Here is a 22,476-nt window from a genome sequence, read left to right as displayed (position 1 = left end):
CCCTCAATCATCGCGCGTCAGTACTTCCAGCAATTCAATTTCAAAGCGCAAAGGGCTGTTCGGCTTGATATGCGCGCCCATCGAACGTTCGCCATACGCCAGGTGCGCCGGTACGAACAATGTGCGTACACCGCCGACTTGCATGCCCATCAACCCCTGGTCCCAGCCCTTGATCACCCGGCCCGTTCCAATCACACACTGAAACGGCTTGCCCCGTTCCCACGACGAATCGAACACCGTGCCATCTTCCAGGGTGCCGGTGTATTGAGTGGTGATCAACGCGCCCTTGACCACGGCCTTGCCGGTGCCGGGGCGGATGTCGGTGATCTGGAGTTGTTCGTCGCTCATGGGGGGCTCTCGTTGACTGCGCAAAGGCTGGGGTTTTCCCAGAATTGGGTGGGTTTGGCAAGTGGAGGAAGCGTCGGCTCAATGACATTTCTCTTTAACCTGCGGGGCGTTTCCGCCGGCTGGGCGGCACCTCGCGCAGGGGAGTTACTTCGAGATCGCACTCGATGAACATAATCGGAGGGGGGGCGGTGAATTGGTCGCTGGAGTACATGAAGCCGCGCTCGTACAGAAAGAACCTCCAGCTGTGGAGGGGCGGGTCCCATTATCGGTCGTCCGTCATACACCGCCCCAACTAATTAACTCGCACCTACTGTCTTTCATGAGGCTCGTTCACCTACGAAAGACTGCGAAGCACCCTAATCGAAAATAACACTCTGCTTATTTCCTGCCTCCAATATTCAAGCTCAATCTATAAGACACCAATCAGTACTGAACAAGGAAAACAGAATGACCATAGGATCTGACTTCAACTACCCCGCGGACATAGCGCAACAGCATCAACGAGGCAAGCGATCCGCTACTCATCATTGGAAAGCTAGATTCCCTAACCCGCCAGACTTATGTTTTGACTATCGCACCCTAGTAGAACAAAAAAATGGAGTCGCCATAGCGACTGAAACCAATCATAAAATCTGCATCATAGGTGCTGGCATTACAGGTTTGACGAGTGCACGGGAACTACATAGATGTGGCTTCACAAACATAACCTTACTCGAAAAATCAACGCGCATTGGTGGCAGACACTTCACAGCGCTTGGAAACAATAACATCAACACTATTGGCAGGCCGCCTTTTGAAATGGGTGCAATGAGAATGCCTTTTTTCAACAAATCAAATGAGTCGCCCAAAGATGGGCGTTCACTCATGGCCTATTACGCTAGCGAATTTAATTTAACTCACTCAAATTTTCCAAACCCCGGCAGCCCTACGGTTCGATCAACTGGAATATATCTGCGGGAAGGCAGTATAGATGGAAACAGCCAACCAACAATGCTGATCTGGAAAAATACCGACGGAAAAACGCCGCCGCCTGGCGATACCCTAGGAGCAGTTTTTGCAAAATGGAAAACATTCGCCGAACGTATGACCACGAAAGTCAGCGAGTTCTATGGCACTGAGCACTGGGAAAGTATGTGGTCAGCCATAGTAAAAAAATACGAAGGTGTTTCATTTCGTGACTTAGTTAAAATGCCAACCATAGATAGGTGGTATCAAAGGGACCCTGGTCATTTCGGCGGTATGGGCATGACTGCAGATGAGTCTGCCGTTTTTTACTCCATCGGAATTGGTGATGGCAGTTGGGGAGCATTCTATGACGTTTGCTCGCTTTACCCACTACGCACAGCTATATTTGGATTCAGCAGTCATCTACAGTTGATCCATGGACGGGTAAATGCGGATGGTGTTCCCATAGCCTCACCGTATTTGAACGCAATAGAAACCGTGGATTCGAAAGGACTTAAGTTCAACAAGCCAAATTACATTGGACTTGCTGCCCTGGCTGAATCCCTGCTTTTCATAAAGCCAAATGAGACCCGCGAATCATTATACGAGCATTTGGTAAATCGTGAATTCGGATTAATCACCAACAGCTCAGTAACAAAACTAAAAAAACTTACAAATGGAAAAATACGAGTACATTATGACTGGAACACCTCACAGCCAGAAATAACGGAGAAGCATTTCATCGACTTTGACTCCGTGATAGTGACGCTCCCATCCTGGCTGATAGAAACACAAATCTTACTAGAGGGATTCAATCATGAAATGCTTCCTTTCGAAATAATAGCAGCCTATAAAACTGCTCACTGGGAAACCAGTTGCAAGGTGTACGCCCCACTTAAAAAGACCTTTCTCTCAAACAACAACAGCATTCCTCAAGCCATAGTAACTGACAGCTTCATACATGACATTTACACCTATCGCTACAATGACAATAGCACCTATGACTGCATCCTACTCAGCTACACATGGGAGGACGACGCAACAAAGCTATCGCTATTCAGCGACAACGAACTTGTCGACAAATGCATAGATGAACTCGACAGAATCCTCTTAAAATCAACGAACATAAGGCAAAAGATATCCCCCTATATAGGACGAAAACAGGCAATCGTTCAACGATGGATGAATGACAAAAACTCGCTTGGCTGTGCGAAGCTTTACCGGCCAGGCACCTATTATGACGCTGTCAGCCTAATGAAATACAATAGAGATTTTTCTCACAAGTCTGGGCTTTATCTTTCCGGCGAGTCTTTCTCCGTCGATGCAGGCTGGACCGAACCCTGCTTCAGGGGCGCCATTGATGCGGTGATCAATATATGCAGCAAAACCCACGCAAATTTTAATGGTGGCTTTAGCATGCAAGACTACCCTGAATTTCAAACCGAAAACTAACAAAGCTTGAGAGACGGACTACAACACAACAAGAATCATCCGACTTCCAATTAAACACTTTATCACCTCTTATAAACATTCAACCACCCCGGTTGCATAACAATAAGAGGTCACATCCATGAGCGAACCAACGAGCCCCGCCCGCATCGCTGTCATTCAACTTGATCCCCAGGTCGGCATGGCCAATAGAGCCGATAACCTGCGTCAAAGTCTTGCCCTCGCCACCGAGGCCGCAAACGGCGGTGCCACTCTGATCGTGCTGCCTGAGCTTTCCAATTGCGGATATTTTTTCAGCAGCCGTCAGGATGCCTTTGATCACGCCGAGGCGGTTCCAGACGGTATCAGTGTGCGAGCGTGGATAGACTTTGCATGCAGCCATCAGGTGTATCTGGTTGCCGGTCTGAACGAGATAGACGGTCATCAGTTGTTCAATACTGCCGTACTGCTCGGCCCCGGTGGGTTTATTGGAAAATACCGCAAAGCTCATTTGTGGAATCTAGAAAAGCTTTGGTTCACACCTGGTGATACAGGTTTCCCAGTGTTTGAAACGCCGATCGGACGCATCGGCTTACTGATCTGCTGGGACATTTGGTTCCCAGAAGTGCCGCGCATTCTAAGCCAGCAAGGCGCCGATATCATTTGTAGCCTGAACAACTGGGTTTGGACACCTCCTCCGCTGTTCGATGAGGCGGGTAAATGCATGGCGTCGTACCTGACGATGACCGCCGCCCATGTAAACAACGTGTTCATCGCTGCCGCCAGCCGCATTGGCGAAGAACGGGATGCCCGTTACCTCGGATGTTCGTTAATTGCCGGGACCAATGGCTGGCCAATCGGCGCTGTGGCTTCGGCCAACCGCCAGGAAATCCTGTTTGCCGACATCGATATCACCAGCGCCCGTAGCGCACCGATCTGGAACAGCCTTAACGATCTGCATCGCGACCGACGCAACGATCTCTACGATCAGATGCTCGGATATTCGCAACATCCTGCTCTACCGCGCTAATCGGAGGGCACATCATGGAAACTCTATTTGCCAAGACATCACCTCTGCGTTCCCGCGCGGACATCACAGTTCTGACCCTTGGGTTTATAAGCATATTGCTGGTGGTTTGGGTTGTAATTAGTCATCGCGGATCCTGGCCGGGGTATAGCGAGATGGTTGCGAACCTGCCTAGTTCTACCGCCTGGTTACGCTGGGTGCTGGGGGATATCAGCGAAGTAGCCTTTTATAAACACGAGCTTGCTTCTCTCGGATTGCTGAGCGGTGCATACATTGCCTGGTGGGCGAGCACGCGCGGAAAAGCGTGGCAAGGCTTTTCCATTTCCTACGGTACAGGATTGTGGCCTTGGCTCGTGACCAGTTCATTGTTGGGGCTAGTACTAAGCAACTTGCTCTGGGGGTGGACCGTAACTACCGGGACATGGCAACCAACATTCGCAGCATTCGTTTCACTGCCGGCGGCGATGGTGCTGATGTTCGGCGGCGGTTGGAAGGTAACGCTCAACGGTGCAATACTGGGGGCGTTGCTGGTGACGCCAACGTGCTTGTTGATCGTGAACTTCGTTTGCGTACCGCTCGGGTTACCTGCGGTGATCGGTAATGTGCTCGGCATGGCCGCTGGTAGCATCATCGCGTTTGAAATTTGTCGTCGGCTGCCCTCGCTGGTTCGTTCGAACTACACCGCTCCCGTAAAACCAATGCCAGCCAAACCGCCCACCTACGGTGTGAGCTGGAGCCTGCGTCGGGTGCTGGCGGACTTTTCAGAAGCCCCTTTTTTCGGGAATGAACTCGCTAGTCTTGGGCTGCTGGCAGGTGTGTTACTGGCGTATGCTCTGAATCCCATCAGCCCGGCTTATGGTTCAGGCTTGCTTATAAACCTTATAGGTGCGCAGGCATTGACGTCAGCAATCGGTGTGGTGATCTGGCGATATCAGTGGATCAAAAAGGGCTGGTATCCGACCTATGTTCCATTGGTGTCAGTGGTTCCTGCAGCCGTGTTGACTTATGGAGGTAGCTGGATGGTTATGGGCTCTAGTGCGCTCTTTGGGGCATTGATCGCGCCGCCGTTAGCCTGTGCAATTGCAGGGCGGTTGCCCGCGCACTTTCATCCCTACATAGGCAATGTGATCGCAATGGCGATGAGCACGCTATTGGTGGTGCCGCTGGTGGGCTGGTTAGCCTCAGAGTAAAGATTTTTCCCATGCTACATTCCTCATGTAGCGTGGGAACCATAAGTGATTAGACGCTAAACGCGCTCTTGCGCAAGGCGCATTTTTTCGAAAAATGCATTGTGGCGGGGGCCGATTGCCTCACCACAACAAAAGCAATCATCGCCTCAAGGCTCGAGGACCGACAGAAAGGTTTTGCCGCTGGGGAGTAATGCTAATTTTTGCAATACGTCATTGACGACACCGACGACACCGAGGTCTTCAGGGCTGGCATTCCCATCGACCACACGACTCAACACCGTCAAAAACTTAACCCGACCCGAATCCACCTTGTCCGACCTGCTGCCCTTGAGGGATATACGGCTCTCGGCAATAGAAGTCTGTTGCTTAAGGTAAACGCGAAACTCTGATTTATTCATTGCCAGTTTCCTTCTTCAACAATGAGTAGGACACGCACTGCAGATTAAGGAGGTCACTGCACCTTGCCTACTGTCAAAGTTCACAGATCTGTATCAGTTACCGGGTGTCGCTCTCACAACCAATGCCAAAACCGGCTCCAGAACCCACGCCCCAAATCATTCTTGCAACCCGCATATTGCTGCGCATACAGCTGCGAGCGAGCCTGCACTTTGCTGGCCACGGGGGGTAGCCAGGCTTTGCTGGCGTAGGTGCGCTGGCGATAGCCGCCCCAGCCTTCGTGGTAGTTCAGGTATTGGCCGTAGGCGTCGTACTTGTAAACGCCGTTGATGGTGTAGGTCTTGTCCATGTACCAACCGACGAAGTCGATGGCGTCGTCGAAGTCCTGACGGCTGGCGCCGCTGCGGCCGGTGCTTTTGCGGTAGTCGTTCCACACTTCATCCTTGGCCTGGGCATAGCCGGCGGCGGTGGAGACGCGGCCCCAGGGGATGATCCACAACAGGTAGTTACGCGGAGCCTTGGCGTCCTGCCGGAAGGCCGATTCCTGGTACATGATGGCGAACGGCAACTGGATCGGCACGCCCCAGCGCTTTTGGGTGACTTGGGCGGCGTCGTACCAGTCGGCCTTTTCGCGAAAGATGCCGCAGAGGTCGTTGGGCGTGCGGGGTGGCGAGGTGCCGCAGGCCGCCAGCAGCGAAGTGAGTAATAACAAGCCGACGAATTTGCCTGCGTTCAAGATGCACCTTTGCGGGATACGCGTAAAAAGCCGGCATTTTACCCATTCAACGCGGCAGGTGAAGAAAGGAAACGCTCAGCGCCGTGCGCAACAGCAGCGTGCGCCAGATCGCACGGGGCAGTTGCGCTGCACTATCGCGCAGCCTGGGTGTCGTAACTCGCATGCGCCCATTCCCAGGAGAAACCATGAGCCAGGACGTCCTCGCCAAAGAAACCAACCGCCGCCAATTGCAGCAGATCATCTCCGGGTTGTCCGACGGGGTGATTTTGGCCGAGCTCGACCAGACCATCCTCTGGGCCAACGAGGCCGCGCTGACCATGCACGGGGTCAGCGCGGTCGAACACCTGGGCGCCAACAATCAGGACTATGCCGAGCGGTTCGCCTTGCGCTATCGCAATAACCACCCGCTGTTGCCGGACAGTTACCCGCTCAGCCGGGTGGCGGCCGGCGAAGCGTTCAGCGACGTGATCGTGGAAGTCAGCCCCACCGGCGACGACGAGCGCAGTTGGGTCCATCGCCTGCGCAGCCTGGTGCTGACCGATTCACGCGGCGAACCGGAGCTTTTGGTGTTGATCCTCAGCGACGCCACCGAATGGGCGAGCGCCGAGCAGCGCTTCGAAAAAACCTTCAACGCCAACCCCGCGCCCGCCGTGATCTGCCGCCTCAGCGACCTGCGCTATATCAAGGTCAACCAGGGCTTTCTGGAGATGACCGGCTATAACCGCGACCAAGTGATCGGCCGCTCGGTGTATGAACTGGACGTGCTGGAACACGCCGAGCGCAAGGACCTGGCCATCCAGCGCCTGGCCGAAGGCGCGACCATCCCGCAGATGCAGGCCGAATTGAGATTGCCCGAGGGCGGCAGCAAGTTGGTGATCGTGGCCGGCCAGCCGTTGGACATGAACGAGGAAGACTGCATGTTGTTTTCCTTCACCGACCTGGAACCGCGGCGCAAGGCAGAAATCGCCCTGCGCCAGAGTGAGGAGCGCTTCGCCAAGTCGTTCCGCCTGACGCCGGTGCCAACCCTGGTGTGCAACGCCGACAACCGTCAGGTGGTGGATATCAACGAAGCCTTCATGAGCATTACCGGCTACACCAGTGAGGAACTGATCGGCAAAGCCATCGAAGACATCGACTTCATCGACAGCGCCCAAGCCTGCGCGCAGTTGTTCGCCACTCTGGAAAAAGCCGGCAACCTCGACGGGCTGGATCTGAAGGTGCGCAAGAAAGGCGATGAGGTGATCGACTGCGTGGTGTCCGCCGATACCGTGAGCATCCAGGACGTGCCCTGCTACCTGCTGGTGCTGATGAACATCACCGAACGCAAACGCTCGGAGCTGGAGCTGGTGGCGGCCATCGAAGAAGTGATGCAGGACGCCTCCTGGTTCAGCCAGACCCTGATTGAAAAGCTGGCCAACGCCAAAGGCGCCAACCGACCCAATGTGCCAGGCATTGCCTTCACCGACCTCACCACCCGCGAGCGCGATGTGCTGGGTTTGATTTGCGAAGGCCTGGCCGACAAAGAGATCGCCTCGCGCCTGAAGCTGGCGCCCAACACGGTGCGTAACCATGTGGCCACGGTGTATTCCAAACTGGGGGTGCATAGCCGTAGTGCAGCGATAGTCTGGGCCCGTGAGCGCGGGCTGTTCGCCGGTGAACTGCGTCTGAAAAACAAGCGCTGAAAGTGCAAATGCACTAGTGCGGCTAGTGCGAATTCGCCTTATTGCGCCTAGGTGTAATGCTTAACCTTCCTGGGGTGGGCACAGGCTTTCGATCCTGTGTCGTCGTATTCCACACCCGGAAGGAATTAGCATGTTTACCCTGTCTCAATTGCGAAACTGCATCGAAGAAGGCCTGTCGCCGCTGACGTGCGAATTCACCCTGTGCCGGGACGCGTCGCTGACCCTCAAAGTCTTCGACGCCGAAACCGGCCGGGTCGACCTGGTGGTCACCGGGATCAGCACCAATCGGCTGCAGACCCCGCAAGAAGTGGACAAGATGGTCGAAGAATTACGCTACGAGCTGCACAGCAACCACCTGGGCAAACTCACTCTGGATGACTTGCCTTCAGCCTCGCACCCATGAAATAGAACACCCCGCCACCGACGATAAACGCCCCCAGCATGTAGAACATGTAATGCGCCGGCAGGCTGGCCAACACCAACCCGCACAGCACCGGCCCCAGCGCGGCGCCGAGGTTGGACAGGTTTTGCGCGCCGTAATACATGCCGCGCAGGTGGTCCGGGGCAATACGGTCGATAAACATGTACTCGGCCGGGAACACGACGATTTCCCCCACGGTAAACACCGCCATCGCCAGCACCCACCACAGCACGCTGGTGGACAGCGCAAAGCCGATCAACCCCAGCATGAACATGCTCAAGCCGAAGATCAGCCACTGGCTCAGGTAACGGTGCGAGATGCGCCGGCCGATCACGTATTGCAGGGCAATCACCAACACGGCGTTCGTCGTAAGCACCGCGCTGATGACCTTGTAGGTGTATTCAGCAGTGGTGGTGGTCACCAGGTATTGCGACAGGTAAGCCGTGAACTGGCCGAACACCACCGCACTGAGCACGCCGCCAACGGTGAAGCACACCAGGCGCCGATCCTTCAACAGCACGCGGCCGACAGCCAGGAACGACACCGGCTTTTGCGTGGCATCGACAGTGGCCAGCGCACGATCACCCCAGCGCCAGTACAGCAGGAAAAACCCCGCCCCCAACAGCGCCGACAGCATAAACGGCAAGCTGATATCCAGCCTGGCCACCATCGCGCCGAAGAACGGCCCCACCGCATAGCCGATATTGGTCAGGGTGTACTTGATGGAAAACACCTCACTGCGCGCGTCTTCCGGCAACAGGCTGGCAAAGCCGGCTTTGATCGCAATATCGATGACCGCGTAAGCCAGGTTGATCAGGATCAGGCAGCCATAGAACGCCCAGATAGTCTGCGCGAGCACCGTACCGATAAAGCCCACGACAAACAGCGCACTCAAGCCCAGCAGTAACCGATAGCTGCTGATGCGATCGACGAGAAACCCGCCATACACGCTGAGCAACGAACCGACGATCAGCGAACTGCCGATCACCAGGCCGACCTGAGTGATGTCCAGGGCAAAGTGCCGGGTGAGGTAGATAACCAGGTACGGAAAGGTGATCGCCTTGGCCAGCGTCAGCATCAACGTGGCGGACAGCAACAGCTTCACTGTGCGGGGGTAGTGTCTTAGGGTGGCAAGCATCCTGCTCTCATTCCATGAAGGTAACGCGGCCATTGCAGCCGGTCACCTTACCTCAGGAACCCGAAAAAAAGCAGGCGTTGCCAGCGGATTATTGCTTGACCGGAGTGATCTCGAGGATGGTGCCGTTAGTGGTTTTGAGCAGCACAAACCTATTGCCGACACGGGCCCATTGGCTGTCCTCTTCGGGCTGCTTCAAGCCGCGTTTCTTCCAGTCAGTGACCGCCGATTCCTTGCGCATCAGGATATCCGGCGCGCGGTCGCCCTCTTTCAAGTCACGGGTATTGATGCTGGAAGGCTTCACGGTTTCCTGCGGGGAATCACCGGCCTGCACCACAAAGCTGGCGGTGGACAGGCTGGCAACGACCAACAGGCTGGCGACGAGGGATCTGGACTTCATGGGTGCTCCTTCAAGTAGTGAGGCGTACCCAGGTTCCGACCGCGGGCGTGTGGAATCATTCAGCCAAAAACCCGAGCGCCCGGTTTCCCTCGCCACAGGGTGTTCGCCGCAACGCCTGCGCTTGCGTAAATAAATGCTGCTCCAGCCCCCTCACCCATTGCCCGCGTGAAATTTATCATGTAATTTTTCATGAAATTTAACGAAATAAATTTCATGAACCAACAAGAAGAACTCGAAGCCCTGGCGATCCTGATCCACGACCTGCGCAAGTACAAGAAACTCACCCTCGCGCAATTGGCGCAAAAGATCGAGCGTTCGGTGGGTTTCCTGTCTCAGGTCGAACGAGGCCTGTCACGCCCGACCGTGGCGGACCTGACCGCGATCAGCCACGCCCTTGACGTGCCCACCACCTATTTCTACAGCCTGAGCAAGCCCAAGGCCATCAACTGGGTGACGCGCCCCAACGAGCGGCGCACGGTGTATTACGCCAATGGCATCACCGACATCCTGGTCTCCCCCAACATGAACGGTGCGTTTTCGATGCTCGACAGCCTGCTGGCCCCCGGAGCCAATAGCGGTGAGCAGACCATGAGCGACCGCGCCGAGCAGGCCGGGTTTGTGCTGGAGGGGGAGTTGACGCTGTGGGTGGAAGGGGAAGCCGACTCGGTCACCCTGCACCAAGGCGACAGCTTCCACCTGGCCAGTTTCGCCCGCTGCCGCTACGCCAACCTGACCGAACTGCCCGCCCGCGTGCTGTGGGTTTACAACTAGGAGCTACACCCGTGAAAAGCCATTCCTCCACGCTGCTGGCCGAAGTACGGAGCTTTCGCCAGAACCACCCCGACGTGCGTTATGTCGACCTGATCGCCCTGGACATCCCCGGGCATTTCTACGGCAAGCGCTACCCGGTGGAGATGCTGGAAAAAGTCGCCGCCGGCGGCCCCTTGAAGCTGCCGCAGAACGCCGTGCTGCTGGGGGTTCAGGGCGGGTTGTTCAAGATCGGTGATTACTGCTTCAACGACGGCGACCCCGACGCCAACCGCCGCCTGGTGCCGGGCACGCTCAAGCCGGTGAGCTGGGAGTCGCAGCCGCTGGGCCAGATGCTGATCACCTCGGACGGTACGCAAGCGCCGATCGAATTCGAACCGCGGGAAGTATTGGCCAAGGTCCTGGAACGCCTGCACCACAAAGGCATTCACCCGGTGGTGGCCTTTGAACTGGAGTTTTACCTGTTCGACAAGCAGCTCGACAACGGCCTGCCGCAATTCGCCCGCGACCCGCTGAGTGACGACGCCGACGACCAGCCCAACCTGCATATCGAGCGACTGTCGCGCTTCAGCGAGGTGCTCGACGATATGGCGCAAACCGCCAAGGACCAAGGCATCGACATCACGGTGATCACCGCGGAACTCGGCCCTGGCCAGTTCGAGATCAACTTCGGCCACTTGGACGATGGCCTGCGCGCTGCCGACTGGGCCGCCCTGTTCTGCCGCAGCACCCGTGGCGTGGCGCTCAAGCACGGCTACCGCGCCAGCTTCATGGCCAAGCCCTACCTGCAATTCCCCGGCAGCGGCATGCATGTGCATGTCAGCCTGTACGACGGCGCCGGCAACAACATACTCGCGGCCCATCAACAGCAACCCCTGCGCCACGCCGTGGCCGGCTGCCTGGAGTTGCTGCCGCACTGCATGCCGATCTTCTCGCCGAACCACAACGCCTTCCGCCGCCTGGGCGGTACGGTCAACGCCGCCACCCGTGCCAGCTGGGGCTTCGAAGACCGCGATGCGTGCGTACGCATCCCCGAGTCCGACCCACGCAACCTGCGTATCGAACACCGCCTGGCCAGCGCCGATGCCAACCCGTACCTGGTGTTGGCGGCGATTCTGGTGGGGTTGGAGCATGGGCTTGACGCCAAGCGCGAACCCATCGCCCCACTGAACGACGACCGCAACAGCGGCACCGACTTCCCCCTGGAAATGCTCGAGGCCGTGCGCGCCATGCAACATCAAGCGGTATTGCGCGATAAGCTGGGCGCGGAATTTGTCGACGTGTACTGCGAGAACAAACGCCAGGACCACTTGGCGTTTCAGCAGGAGATCAACGCACGGGAATACCGCTGGTTTCTCTAACCCCCCATGGAATCACCGATGACCGACCAAAGCGCCCCGGCCCTCAAGGAAATCTTCAACGCCGAACGCCTGCAACACATCGCCACCGAGATGACGGCGGTGTACCCGGCGTTCGACGCCAAGGGCTTTCTCCAGCACGCCAAGGCCGGGCTGGCCGAGTTGTCGGTGATGCAGCGCGTGGCGCGGGTCAGCGACAGCCTGCATGCGGTGATCCCGCTGGATTACCCACAGACTCTCACGCTGCTCTATGCCCTCGCGCCGCGCTTGAACAGCGGCTTTGTCAGCCTGTTCCTGCCGCACTACGTGGCGAGTCATGGCCGGGATGACTTCGAGCGCTCCATGGCCGCGCTCAAATATTTCACCACCTTTGGCTCCGCCGAATTCGCGATCCGGCACTTCTTGCTGCACGACTTCCAACGCACCCTGGCGGTGATGCAACAGTGGTCGCTGGATGACAACGAACACGTGCGCCGCCTCGCCAGCGAAGGCTCGCGACCGCGCCTGCCGTGGTCATTCCGCCTGGCCAACGTACAGGCCAACCCCGGGCTGTGCGCGTCGATCCTCGACAACCTCAAGGCCGACAGCAGCCTCTACGTGCGCAAGTCCGTGGCCAACCACCTCAACGACATCACCAAGGACCACCCCGATTGGGTCCTCAGCCTGATCGAAGGCTGGTCGCTGGATAACCCGCACACCGCCTGGATCGCCCGCCATGCACTGCGCAGCCTGATCAAGCAGGGCAACACCCGCGCGCTGACGATCATCGGTGCGGGAGCCAAGGCCGAGGTCAAGATTCATCACCTGCGCGTCACGCCGGCGGTGATCGCACTGGGGGAGCGGATCAACCTGACCTTCAGCCTCGAATCCACCGCCGCCGCACCACAAAAACTGGTGGTGGACTACGCCATCGACTACGTAAAAAGCGCCGGCCACCGTGCGGCTAAAGTGTTCAAGCTCAAGGCCTTTACCCTTGGCGCAGGCGAGCAGCAGCACATCAGCCGCGAACAACATATCCGTGAACTGACCACGCGCAAGCACTACCCGGGCAAGCACGCGGTGCATGTGCTGGTGAATGGAGAACGGCTGGGCAGCGCGGAATTCGTCTTGCGCGATTGACTCAGTTCAAGCAACACCACAGCTTCAATGTGGGAGGGGGCTTGCCCCCGATAGCGGGGCTTCAGTCATGCATGTTTTGGCTGACACACTGCTATCGGGGGCAAGCCCTCTCCCACATTTGGATCTCCATAGATCAGATAGACCCTGATCTGCTTTTGCTCTGCTCTTGCTCTTGCTTGGCCTTATAGCCGACCTGATCTTGGAAGCTGAATCCGGTCAAAAATGTGGGAGGGAGCTTGCTCCCGATAGCGGTGCTTCAGTCATGCATGTTTTGGCTGACACACTGCTATCGGGGGCAAGCCCCCTCCCACATTTGGATCTCCATAGATCAGATAGACCCTGATCTGCTTTTGCTCTTGCTTGGCCTTATAGCCGACCTGATCTTGGAAGCTGAATCCGGTCAAACGTGTGGGAGGGGGCTTGCCCCCGATAGCGCTGCTTCAGTCATGCATATTTTGGCTGACACACTGCTATCGGGGGCAAGCCCCTCCCACATTTGGATCTCCATAGATCAGATAGACCCTGATCTGCTTTTGCTCTTGCTTGGCCTTATAGCCGACCTGATCTTGGAAGCTGAATCCGGTCAAAAATGTGGGAGGGGGCTTGCCCCGATAGCGCTGCTTCAGTCATGCATGTTTTGGCTGACACACTGCTATCGGGAGCAAGCCCCCTCCCACATTTTTGATCCAGGTTCTTCAGGTGGACCCGCCGAGCAACAGTGCCTGCTCCCGCGCGCACAACTCCACCACGTAATCCCACAACACCCGCAGCCGCACCGACTTGTGCAGTTCCCGGCGCGAGCTGATCCAATAGCTGCGCTGAATCCCCTCCCCTGGCAACAACGCCACCAGGTCCGGATCACCGGCCGCCATGAAGCACGGCAACACCGCAATCCCCAGCCCGGAACGCGCCGCCTGGTGCTGGGCGATCACGCTGGTGCTGTGGAACACCACTTTGGGGTTACGGCAGAAGCTGCTGAGCAGTTTCAGTTCCTGGCTGAACAGCAGATCGTCGACGTAATCGATCCAGGCATGGGCGGCGAGGTCTTCGCGTTTTTCAATCGGCGGGGTGCGCGCCAGATACGCGCGGCTGGCATAGAGCGCCAGGCGATAGTCGGTGAGTTTGCGCGTGACCAGTTGATCGACGCTGGGACGTTCGAGGTGGATGCTGATTTCGGCTTCGCGGTTGAGGATGCTGACGAAACGCGGCACGGCCACCAGCTCCACTTCCAACCCCGGATAGCGCTCGAACAGCCCGCCCATGCGGCTGGCGAGGAACATCACCCCCAGCCCTTCGGCCACGCCCAGGCGGATCTTGCCCAGAGGCGCGGCGGTGTGGGTCAATTCGTCTTCGGCCAGCAGCGCGACGTTTTCCATGGCTTCGGCGTGTTTGAGCAGGGCCTCGCCGGACGGCGTCAACTCATAGCCGTGGGCGTGCTGCACAAACAACGCGGTGCCGAGGCTTTTCTCGATCGCCTCGATATGCCGCGCCACGGTGGCGTGGGTGGTTTTCAGGCGTTGCGCGGCGGTAAGCAGGCGGCCGCTGCGCTGCAACTCAAGAAAAAACCGCAGGTCATTCCAGTCGAACATAGCGCCTCCAATCCGTGAGTCTGGGCCGCGCTGTTTAAAAACGCACAGCCACTGGGTAAAAACTAACATTTTTAAGACGAAAACTAACAACTAGGATGGAGCCAATAAGAAAAACAAGCGAGACCTCAGATGCCCACTGCAACTGCTGAATACGATTACATCGTCGTAGGCGCCGGCCCCGCAGGCTGCCTGCTGGCCAATCGACTGTCCGCCAACCCCGCCCACCGTGTGCTGTTGCTTGAAGCCGGTGGTCGCGACAATTACCCCTGGATTCACATCCCCGTCGGCTACCTGTTCTGCATCGGCAACCCACGCACCGACTGGTGCTTCAAGACCGAAGCCCAGGCCGGCCTGCAAGGCCGCGCCCTGAGTTACCCGCGGGGCAAGGTGCTCGGCGGTTGTTCGTCGATCAACGGCATGATCTACATGCGCGGCCAGGCTCAGGACTACGACGGCTGGGCGGCGGCAGGCAACCCGGGCTGGGCGTGGGAAGACGTGCTGCCGCTGTTCAAGCATAGCGAGAACCATTTTGCTGGCGGTTCGGCATTTCACGGCGACGGCGGCGAGTGGCGCGTCGAGCAACAACGGCTGTCGTGGCCGATTCTGGATGCCTTCCGTGAGGCCGCAGCGCAAAGCGGCATCGCCAACGTCAGCGACTTCAACCAGGGCGATAACGAAGGCTGCGGTTACTTTCAGGTCAACCAGAAGGCCGGCGTCCGCTGGAATGCGGCCAAGGCGTTCCTCAAGCCGATCCGCCAGCGGCCGAACCTGACGGTATTGACCGAAGTCGAAGTCGACCGCGTGTTGCTGGAAAACGGCCGCGCATCGGCAGTGGTCGGGCGTCAGCACGGCCAGTCGCTCCGTTGGAAGGCCCGTAAGGAAATCGTGTTGTGTGCTGGCGCCGTGGGTTCGCCCGGCATTTTGCAGCGTTCGGGGATTGGCCCCGCCAACGTGCTCAAGCCGCTCGGCATCAATGTGTTGCATGAACTGCCGGGGGTCGGCGGCAACCTGCAGGACCACCTGCAACTGCGGCTGATCTACAAGCTGGAAAACGCGCGCACCCTGAACCAGATCGCGGGCAGCGTGTGGGGCAAAATGGGCATGGGCCTGCGTTACCTGTATGACCGCAGCGGCCCGCTGTCGATGGCGCCCAGCCAGCTCGGTGCGTTTGCCCGCTCGGGCCCGGAACAAACCTCGGCCAACCTTGAATACCATGTGCAGCCGCTGTCCCTGGAGCGCTTCGGCGAGCCGTTGCACGCGTTCCCGGCGTTTACCGCGTCGGTCTGCGACCTGCGCCCGCAAAGCCGCGGGCGTATCGATATTCGCTCGGTCAACCCGGCGGATGCGCCGTTGATCCAGCCCAATTACCTCAGCCATCCGCAAGACCTGCGGGTGGCCGCCGACGCGATTCGCCTGACTCGACGGATCGTCGCCGCGCCGGCCCTGAGCCCGTTCAAACCGGTGGAATACTTGCCCGGCGATGCGCTGCAAACCGAAGAGCAACTGCACGAAGCCGCGGCGCGCATCGGCACGACGATCTTCCATCCGGTGGGCACCTGCCGCATGGGCAGTGACCAGGACGCGGTGGTCGACGCGCAGTTGCGGGTGCATGGCGTGCCGGGGCTGCGCATCGCCGATGCCTCGATCATGCCCCGCATCACATCCGGCAATACCTGCTCACCGACGCTGATGATCGCGGAGAAAGCCGCGCAACTGATCCTTTCGCCGAACACTGTAGGAGCGAGCTTGCCCGCGAAAAACGCAAAGGCGCCGCGTTCATCCAGATTTCCCGCGTAATCGTTGGCGATTTTCGCGAGCAAGCGCGCGCCTACAGAGGAACGGAAAACAGACCGGCGCTGAGGTTGGCGCCGACAGTGGAACAACAATAAATAATCACTGTGAGGGATACCCGATGTCAGAACATGCTCAAACCCTGGGCTCGGCGGTCAGCACGAGCACCGTCAGCGAATCGAGAAAAGTCATCTTCGCCTCGTCCCTGGGGACGGTATTCGAGTGGTATGACTTCTTCCTCTATGGCGCCCTCGCGGCGGTGATCAGTAAACAGTTCTTTGCCGGGGTCAACGACACCACGGCGTTTATCTTTGCCTTGATGGCCTTCGCGGCCGGCTTTGTGGTGCGCCCGTTCGGCGCGCTGGTGTTTGGCCGCCTGGGCGACATGATCGGGCGCAAGTACACCTTCCTCGTGACCATTATCCTGATGGGTGTGGCGACGTTCTGCGTCGGCCTGTTGCCCACGTATGCCAGCATCGGCATTGCCGCGCCGATCATCCTGATCGTCCTGCGCATGCTGCAAGGCCTGGCGTTGGGCGGCGAGTACGGCGGCGCGGCGACCTATGTCGCCGAACACGCCCCCGCCGGCAAGCGCGGCCTGCACACCAGTTGGATTCAATCCACCGCCACCCTGGGGTTACTGTTGTCACTGCTGGTGGTGCTGGCCTGCCGCTACTTCACTGGCGATCAGTTCGAAGTGTGGGGCTGGCGCATTCCGTTCCTGTTTTCCATCGTGCTGCTGGGCATTTCCACCTGGATCCGCATGAGCCTGCATGAATCGCCGGCGTTCCTGAAAATGAAGGAGGAAGGCAAGGCCAGCAAGGCGCCGATCCGCGAGTCCTTCGGCAAGTGGGAAAACCTCAAGGTGGTGCTGATTGCGCTGTTCAGCATCAACGGCGGGCAAGCGGTGACCTTTTACGCGGCGCAGTTCTATGTGCTGTTCTTCCTTACGCAGTTCCTGAAGATGGACCCGGCCCTGGCCAATATGCTGCTGATCATCAGCGTGGTGATTGGCGCACCGTTCTTTATCTTCTTCGGCTGGCTGTCGGACAAGATCGGGCGCAAACCGGTGCTGATGCTCGGCCTGCTGCTGGCGACCGCGCTGTACTTCCCGATCTTCAAGGGCCTGGCGCACTACACCAACCCGGCGATGGACCAGGCCAGTCGCCAGGCGCCGATCACCGTGCTGGCCGACCCGGCCACCTGCACCTTCCAGTTCGACCCGGTGGGCAAGGCGCGTTTTGACAGCCCCTGCGACAAGGTCAAGACCTTCCTGGTCAAGCAAGGCCTGCCCTACAGCAGCGCCGCCGCCCCTGCGGGCAGCCCGGTGCAGGTGAGCGTGGGCGACGTGCGCATCGATGGCTTTGACGAGTCGGCCCTGCGCGCCGCCGTGACCCTCGCCGGCTACCCGACATCGGCGGATGTGGCGCAGGTCAACAAGGTGATGGTGGTGGTGCTGATCGTGGTGCTGATCCTGATCGCGGCCATGTGCTACGGCCCGCTGGCGGCGTTGATGGTGGAACTGTTCCCGACACGCATCCGCTACACCTCGATGTCCCTGCCCTATCACATCGGCAACGGCTGGTTTGGCGGCTTCCTGCCGACCGTGTCGTTTGCCCTGGTGGTGTACACCGGCGATATCTTCTATGGCTTGTGGTATCCGGTGGTCGTGACCGGGGTGAGCCTGGTTGTCGGGATGTTCTGCCTCAAGGAAACGCGGCATGTGGATATCGACAACAACTGACCCGACCACCTGAACACCGCAGGTCCCCTGTGGGAGGGAGCAAGCCCCCTCCCACATCTGCTCTGCGGCGCCACACAAATTGCTGTACATCCATACAGATAATGGTTGCTCAAATCCCTCGGACTACGCATCCTGCAAGGCATCAACCCGATCTGATGTGATGACCATGCGGCTGTTCCTCTGTGAAAAACCCTCCCAGGCCAAAGATATTGCGGCCGTGCTCGGCGCCACGCGCCGTGGCGACGGTTGCTGGCTGGGCAACGGGGTGACTGTCACCTGGTGCATCGGCCACCTGCTGGAAACCGCCCCGCCCGACGCCTACGACGCCAAGTACAAGCGCTGGGTGCTCGCCGACCTGCCGATTGTCCCGGACAAATGGAAGATGCGCGTCAAGCCCAAGACCGCCGCCCAGTTCAAGGCGGTCAAGCGCCTGCTGGGGGAAGCCTTGGAACTGGTGATCGCCACCGACGCCGACCGCGAGGGCGAAATGATCGCCCGCGAGCTGGTGGAACATTGCCGCTATCGCGGGCCGATCCAACGCCTGTGGCTGTCGGCGCTGGACGACGCCTCCATCCGCAAGGCCCTGGCCGCGCTCAAACCCGGCGCCGAGACCTTCAGCCTGTACCACTCGGCCCTGGGCCGTTCCCGCGCCGACTGGCTGATCGGCATGAATATGAGCCGCCTGTTTACCTTGCTCGGCCGCCAATCCGGTTACCAAGGCGTACTGCCGGTGGGCCGGGTGCAAACCCCGACCCTGCGCCTGGTGGTCGACCGTGACCGCAGCATCGCCGATTTCGTACCGGTGGCCTACTGGGCCATCGACGTCGACCTGCGCCACGCGCACATGACCTTCACCGCCCAATGGCGCGCCGTCGACGATGCCTGTGACGACCAAGGCCGCTGCCTCAACCCGCAACTCGCCCGGGACGCCGCCGACGCCATGACCCACGCCGCCAGTGCGCGGCTGGTGAAGTTGCGCACCGAACGCATGCGCGAGGTCGCGCCCCTGCCCTTCGACCTGGGGACGTTGCAGGAAATCTGCTCGAAGAAGCTCGGTCTCGGCGCCCAGGAAACCCTGGACATCGCCCAATCGCTGTACGAAACCCACAAGGCCATCACCTACCCGCGCAGCGATTGCGGCTACCTGCCATTGAGTCAGCATGGCGACGCGGCGAAGATCCTTGCCGCCCTGGGCCGTGCCGACGCGGCCGTCAACGAACTGATGCCGCATCTCGATCCCCAGCGCCGCTCGCGGGCGTGGAACGACGCCAAGGTCAGCGCCCACCACGGCATCATTCCCACTGGCGCCGGCAAGGATGCAGGGCAACTCACCGGCAAGCATCGGGCGGTCTACACACTGATTCGCGCGCGCTACCTGGCGCAGTTTCTGCCCAACCATGAATACGACCGCACCCAGGCGGATTTCGACTGTGCCGGTCAAGCGCTGCGCGCGGTGGGCAAAGTCGTCATCGAGCCAGGCTGGAAACGCGCGCTGCCCGAAGCCCTTGCACCCGCCAAAGGCCGTGAGGCGCCGGCACCGCAAGCCTTGCCGGCGCTGGTGCAGGGCCAGGATTACGCCGTTGCCAAGGTCAACCTCAAGGACCTGTGGACCCAGCCGCCCAAACCCTTCACCGAGGGCGACCTGATCAAGGCGATGAAAAACGTCGCCAAGCTGGTGGAAGACCCGTTGCTCAAGCAAAAGCTCAAGGACACCACCGGCATCGGCACCGAAGCCACCCGCGCCGGGATCATCCAGGGCCTGCTGGAGCGAGGCTACCTGGTGAAGAACGGCAAGGCCCTCTCGGCCACCCCGGCGGCGTTCAGCCTGATCGATGCGGTGCCGCGCGCCATCGCCGACCCCGGCACCACGGCGATCTGGGAACAGGCGCTGGACATGGTGCAAAGCGGCGAAATGAGCCTGGAAGAATTCGTCGCCAAGCAAGCGGCCTGGATGAGCAAGCAAGTGGCCCGCTGCAACGGTATGCGTATGACCATCACCGGCCCCGCCAGCCCGGCAGGCCGCGGCGCCACCCCGTGGAAGAAGAAACGCACGGCCGCGCCCCGCAAGACGGCGGCCAGCCCAAAGCGGGCGAAAAAGCCGACAAGTACCGGGTAAACCATGAATAAATCCGGCGGATGACGTTTTTCGACAGCTTTAACGCCGCTTTGGTCCTTGCTCCGGCGCCGGCCGTCTAGGATTCTGTAGGGGATTGCTGACTTCCCAACAACAACACCGGAGTGGCCACCATGAAAACCGTCTCAGAAGTACTCAAAGCCAAAGACAAGCAAAACCAGGAAGTCCACACCATTGAATGGGACCACACCGTATTCGAAGCGTTGGTGGTGATGTCATCGAAAAATGTCGGGGCCCTGCCGGTCGTCAAGCAGGGTGAGGTGGTTGGCATCATCAGCGAGCGCGATTACGCACGGAAGCTGATACTCAAAGGCCTTTCTTCCGTCACCACCAAAGTCCACGAGGTCATGAGCTCTCCAGTCATCACGGTCGATGCCCACAAGACAGTCGAAGCCTGCATGAACATCATGACCGACAGTCACCTGCGCCACCTGCCGGTGGTCGTCGACGGAAAACTGCTGGGCCTGCTCTCCATCGGTGACCTGGTCAAGGAAGCCATTGCCGAACAAGCCAACCTGATCAAGCAACTGGAGCAATACATTCGCGGCGAATAGGAGAGCCCATGCTCGACATGCTCGAACATCAAGAAGACCACCTCGAGACCCTGCACCGGGCCATGGCCGCACGGCGTTTTCTGGTGCTGACCGGGGCGGGGATCAGCACGTCATCAGGTATCCCGGATTATCGGGACAGCGAAGGCGTGCGCCGAGGCAAGGCGCCGATGATGTACCAGGAGTTCCTGGCCACCCCGCAAGCGCGGCGCCGTTATTGGGCACGGGCGATGCTGGGCTGGCCACGGGTACGGATTGCGCAGCCGAACCAGGCCCACCTGGCGCTGGCCGCCTTGCAACATCGCCAGCGTATCAGCGGGCTGATCACACAAAACGTCGACACGCTGCATGACCAGGCCGGTAGTGAGGATGTGATCGAGCTGCATGGCAGCTTGCATCGCGTGCTATGCCTGGATTGCCATCGGCCCAGCGCACGCGATGTGATCCAACGGTTGATGGAGGCCGAGAACCCATACCTGGCAGGCGTCGACGCCGTGCAGGCACCCGACGGCGATACGCTGCTCGACGTAGCGTTTGAACAACGTTTTCGCGTGCCCCGCTGCCCCCATTGCGACGGTGAACGGCTCAAACCGGACGTCGTGTTCTTCGGCGAAAACGTTGCCCAGGCCACCGCCGCCAGGGCGATGGCGGCGGTGGAACACGCCGAGGGGCTGTTGGTGGTGGGGTCGTCGCTGATGGCCTACTCGGCGTTTCGCCTGTGCAAGGCGATGGTCGAGCAAGGCAAACCGGTGATTGCCATCAATCTGGGCAAGACCCGTGGGGATGAGTTGTTGCAACTGAAGATCGCGGCATCCTGCGAACGGTTGTTGCCGCTATTGGCAGAGCGCCTGGGATAGCCAGGGCACCGCCCCTCAAAAATCAGCGGGAGACCCGGGCAGGCCAACGAACTGCAGCGACCCACCGCACAAAAAATGACGCCTGAGTCACACCTCCTCGCATGCCCCCGCCCCCACGGCGATTCATGTAGTGATCAAAAATAATCACTACATAACCGTTGACGTAACCTTTTTGTCCTTGCATGATCTAGACGTCTCCCGGATCGGGAGCGTTGGTAACAAGCGTTTTGAACAAGCTCGTCTGACCGCCGAGCTGTTTCTTCCGGATGTGCACTGCCCACAAGGCAGATTGATGAAGCTGACCGACCCGAAGGGTTCGGTACAAGGAGCTCAAACGCTGCTTGTCTTCGTTATGAAACCATTGCGTAGCAGTTCATCAGCAAGACTACATGCATCAGGTTCAAGACCCTGCCCGTATTCGGCAGACCGTCACTGACGCCCGGTTTTCGGAACCGGAGACAACTAAGCAGTTTTAACGAATCAATTGATAGATCGCCAACTGGTCAAGGGGCTTACACATGAATCTGAACAACCAACCAACTATCGAAGAATTGGCTGAGATGTTCGCAGCGCAGAAAGACACACTCGACGACCATATCCTGTGGATTGGCAAATCGGGCAAAGTCCAAATTGACTGCCTGGCGCCCCACACCGAAGAAGCCGAGTTCGACAAAAACAACCGTGAACTGGCGGCGCGCCTTAAGATGTACCGCCGTGGCCAGGGTTATGTCGGCAAGAAAGCGGCGGCCGATCGCAATTTCATCGAGCAAGTGTTCGACACACTTAACCACGCGTGGGAGTCTTTCAAAGACAACTCGCAAGTTAAAGTAATCGACCGCTACTACTAAGTACTTCTC

Annotated in this window: 20 protein-coding genes; 14 read left to right on the top strand and 6 right to left on the bottom strand. The window is 58.8% G+C overall.

What is annotated here, in order from left to right; genetic code table 11:
- Positions 1-3 precede the first annotated feature (3 nt).
- Complete coding sequence (locus MOQ67_RS11805) at positions 4-348, bottom strand: FKBP-type peptidyl-prolyl cis-trans isomerase (protein WP_017847066.1); 345 nt, start codon at positions 346-348, stop codon at positions 4-6.
- A 447-nt stretch (positions 349-795) separates the two neighbouring features.
- Here MOQ67_RS11805 and MOQ67_RS11800 point away from each other — a divergent pair, with 447 nt between their 5' ends.
- From MOQ67_RS11800 to MOQ67_RS11790, 3 genes are all read left to right on the top strand, one after another.
- The gene (locus tag MOQ67_RS11800) at positions 796-2,745 is read left to right on the top strand and encodes a flavin monoamine oxidase family protein (protein ID WP_102617815.1); all 1,950 of its coding nucleotides are present in this window, start codon (positions 796-798) and stop codon (positions 2,743-2,745) included.
- Positions 2,746-2,863: 118 nt separating this feature from the next.
- Positions 2,864-3,751: a nitrilase family protein gene (locus MOQ67_RS11795; protein WP_026140038.1), complete on the top strand. Its 888-nt coding sequence runs from the start codon at positions 2,864-2,866 to the stop codon at positions 3,749-3,751.
- 14 nt (positions 3,752-3,765) lie between these two features.
- Positions 3,766-4,938 (top strand): hypothetical protein, encoded by a 1,173-nt coding sequence (locus tag MOQ67_RS11790; RefSeq protein ID WP_173677814.1) that lies wholly within the window; start codon positions 3,766-3,768, stop codon positions 4,936-4,938.
- Positions 4,939-5,084: 146 nt separating this feature from the next.
- On the opposite strand, the gene MOQ67_RS11785 is transcribed toward MOQ67_RS11790, so the two are convergent.
- Both MOQ67_RS11785 and MOQ67_RS11780 read right to left on the bottom strand, forming a co-directional pair.
- Complete coding sequence (locus MOQ67_RS11785; protein ID WP_046485896.1) at positions 5,085-5,336, bottom strand: hypothetical protein; 252 nt, start codon at positions 5,334-5,336, stop codon at positions 5,085-5,087.
- Positions 5,337-5,449: 113 nt separating this feature from the next.
- Complete coding sequence (locus MOQ67_RS11780) at positions 5,450-6,070, bottom strand: transglycosylase SLT domain-containing protein (protein WP_057004912.1); 621 nt, start codon at positions 6,068-6,070, stop codon at positions 5,450-5,452.
- Between the two features lie 185 nt (positions 6,071-6,255).
- On the opposite strand from MOQ67_RS11780, the gene MOQ67_RS11775 reads away from it, so the two are divergent.
- Entirely contained in the window at positions 6,256-7,752 is a 1,497-nt protein-coding gene (locus MOQ67_RS11775; RefSeq protein WP_198717482.1) for a helix-turn-helix transcriptional regulator, read from the top strand.
- Positions 7,753-7,882: 130 nt separating this feature from the next.
- Positions 7,883-8,155: a DUF1652 domain-containing protein gene (locus MOQ67_RS11770; RefSeq protein WP_017847058.1), complete on the top strand. Its 273-nt coding sequence runs from the start codon at positions 7,883-7,885 to the stop codon at positions 8,153-8,155.
- Here MOQ67_RS11770 and MOQ67_RS11765 read toward each other — a convergent pair.
- Both MOQ67_RS11765 and MOQ67_RS11760 read right to left on the bottom strand, forming a co-directional pair.
- A complete protein-coding gene (locus MOQ67_RS11765; protein ID WP_026140037.1) occupies positions 8,118-9,311 on the bottom strand; it encodes an MFS transporter in 1,194 nt (397 codons plus the stop codon). The genes MOQ67_RS11770 and MOQ67_RS11765 overlap by 38 nt on opposite strands.
- 88 nt (positions 9,312-9,399) lie before the next feature.
- The gene (locus MOQ67_RS11760; protein WP_046485902.1) at positions 9,400-9,708 is read right to left on the bottom strand and encodes an RcnB family protein; all 309 of its coding nucleotides are present in this window, start codon (positions 9,706-9,708) and stop codon (positions 9,400-9,402) included.
- Positions 9,709-9,921: 213 nt separating this feature from the next.
- On the opposite strand from MOQ67_RS11760, the gene MOQ67_RS11755 reads away from it, so the two are divergent.
- The 3 genes from MOQ67_RS11755 to MOQ67_RS11745 are packed head-to-tail and all read left to right on the top strand — an operon-like array spanning position 9,922 to position 12,953.
- Positions 9,922-10,479 (top strand): helix-turn-helix domain-containing protein, encoded by a 558-nt coding sequence (locus MOQ67_RS11755; RefSeq protein ID WP_017847055.1) that lies wholly within the window; start codon positions 9,922-9,924, stop codon positions 10,477-10,479.
- Positions 10,480-10,490: 11 nt separating this feature from the next.
- Positions 10,491-11,837 carry a glutamine synthetase family protein gene (locus MOQ67_RS11750; RefSeq protein WP_046384015.1) on the top strand — a complete coding sequence of 449 codons (1,347 nt, stop codon included), beginning with the start codon at positions 10,491-10,493 and terminating at the stop codon, positions 11,835-11,837.
- Between the two features lie 18 nt (positions 11,838-11,855).
- Positions 11,856-12,953 (top strand): DNA alkylation repair protein, encoded by a 1,098-nt coding sequence (locus MOQ67_RS11745; RefSeq protein ID WP_198717481.1) that lies wholly within the window; start codon positions 11,856-11,858, stop codon positions 12,951-12,953.
- Positions 12,954-13,648: 695 nt separating this feature from the next.
- On the opposite strand, the gene MOQ67_RS11740 is transcribed toward MOQ67_RS11745, so the two are convergent.
- Positions 13,649-14,542, bottom strand: coding sequence for a LysR family transcriptional regulator (locus MOQ67_RS11740; protein WP_017847052.1), 894 nt, complete (start codon positions 14,540-14,542; stop codon positions 13,649-13,651).
- Positions 14,543-14,671: 129 nt separating this feature from the next.
- Here MOQ67_RS11740 and MOQ67_RS11735 point away from each other — a divergent pair, with 129 nt between their 5' ends.
- From MOQ67_RS11735 to MOQ67_RS11710, 6 genes are all read left to right on the top strand, one after another.
- Positions 14,672-16,339, top strand: a complete 1,668-nt coding sequence (locus MOQ67_RS11735) for a GMC family oxidoreductase (protein ID WP_102617818.1) — start codon at positions 14,672-14,674, stop codon at positions 16,337-16,339.
- 115 nt (positions 16,340-16,454) lie between these two features.
- Complete coding sequence (locus MOQ67_RS11730; RefSeq protein ID WP_104903536.1) at positions 16,455-18,077, top strand: MFS transporter; 1,623 nt, start codon at positions 16,455-16,457, stop codon at positions 18,075-18,077.
- A 166-nt stretch (positions 18,078-18,243) separates the two neighbouring features.
- A complete protein-coding gene (locus MOQ67_RS11725; RefSeq protein ID WP_198718798.1) occupies positions 18,244-20,193 on the top strand; it encodes a DNA topoisomerase III in 1,950 nt (649 codons plus the stop codon).
- 131 nt (positions 20,194-20,324) lie between these two features.
- Positions 20,325-20,765, top strand: coding sequence for a CBS domain-containing protein (locus MOQ67_RS11720; RefSeq protein ID WP_017847048.1), 441 nt, complete (start codon positions 20,325-20,327; stop codon positions 20,763-20,765).
- Positions 20,766-20,773: 8 nt separating this feature from the next.
- The gene (locus MOQ67_RS11715; RefSeq protein ID WP_198718797.1) at positions 20,774-21,619 is read left to right on the top strand and encodes an NAD-dependent protein deacetylase; all 846 of its coding nucleotides are present in this window, start codon (positions 20,774-20,776) and stop codon (positions 21,617-21,619) included.
- Between the two features lie 518 nt (positions 21,620-22,137).
- The gene (locus MOQ67_RS11710; RefSeq protein WP_017847046.1) at positions 22,138-22,467 is read left to right on the top strand and encodes a hypothetical protein; all 330 of its coding nucleotides are present in this window, start codon (positions 22,138-22,140) and stop codon (positions 22,465-22,467) included.
- Positions 22,468-22,476 lie beyond the last annotated feature (9 nt).

The organism is Pseudomonas sp. LY-1, from assembly GCF_053502595.1.
This window is presented reverse-complemented; position numbering and strand designations above follow the sequence as displayed.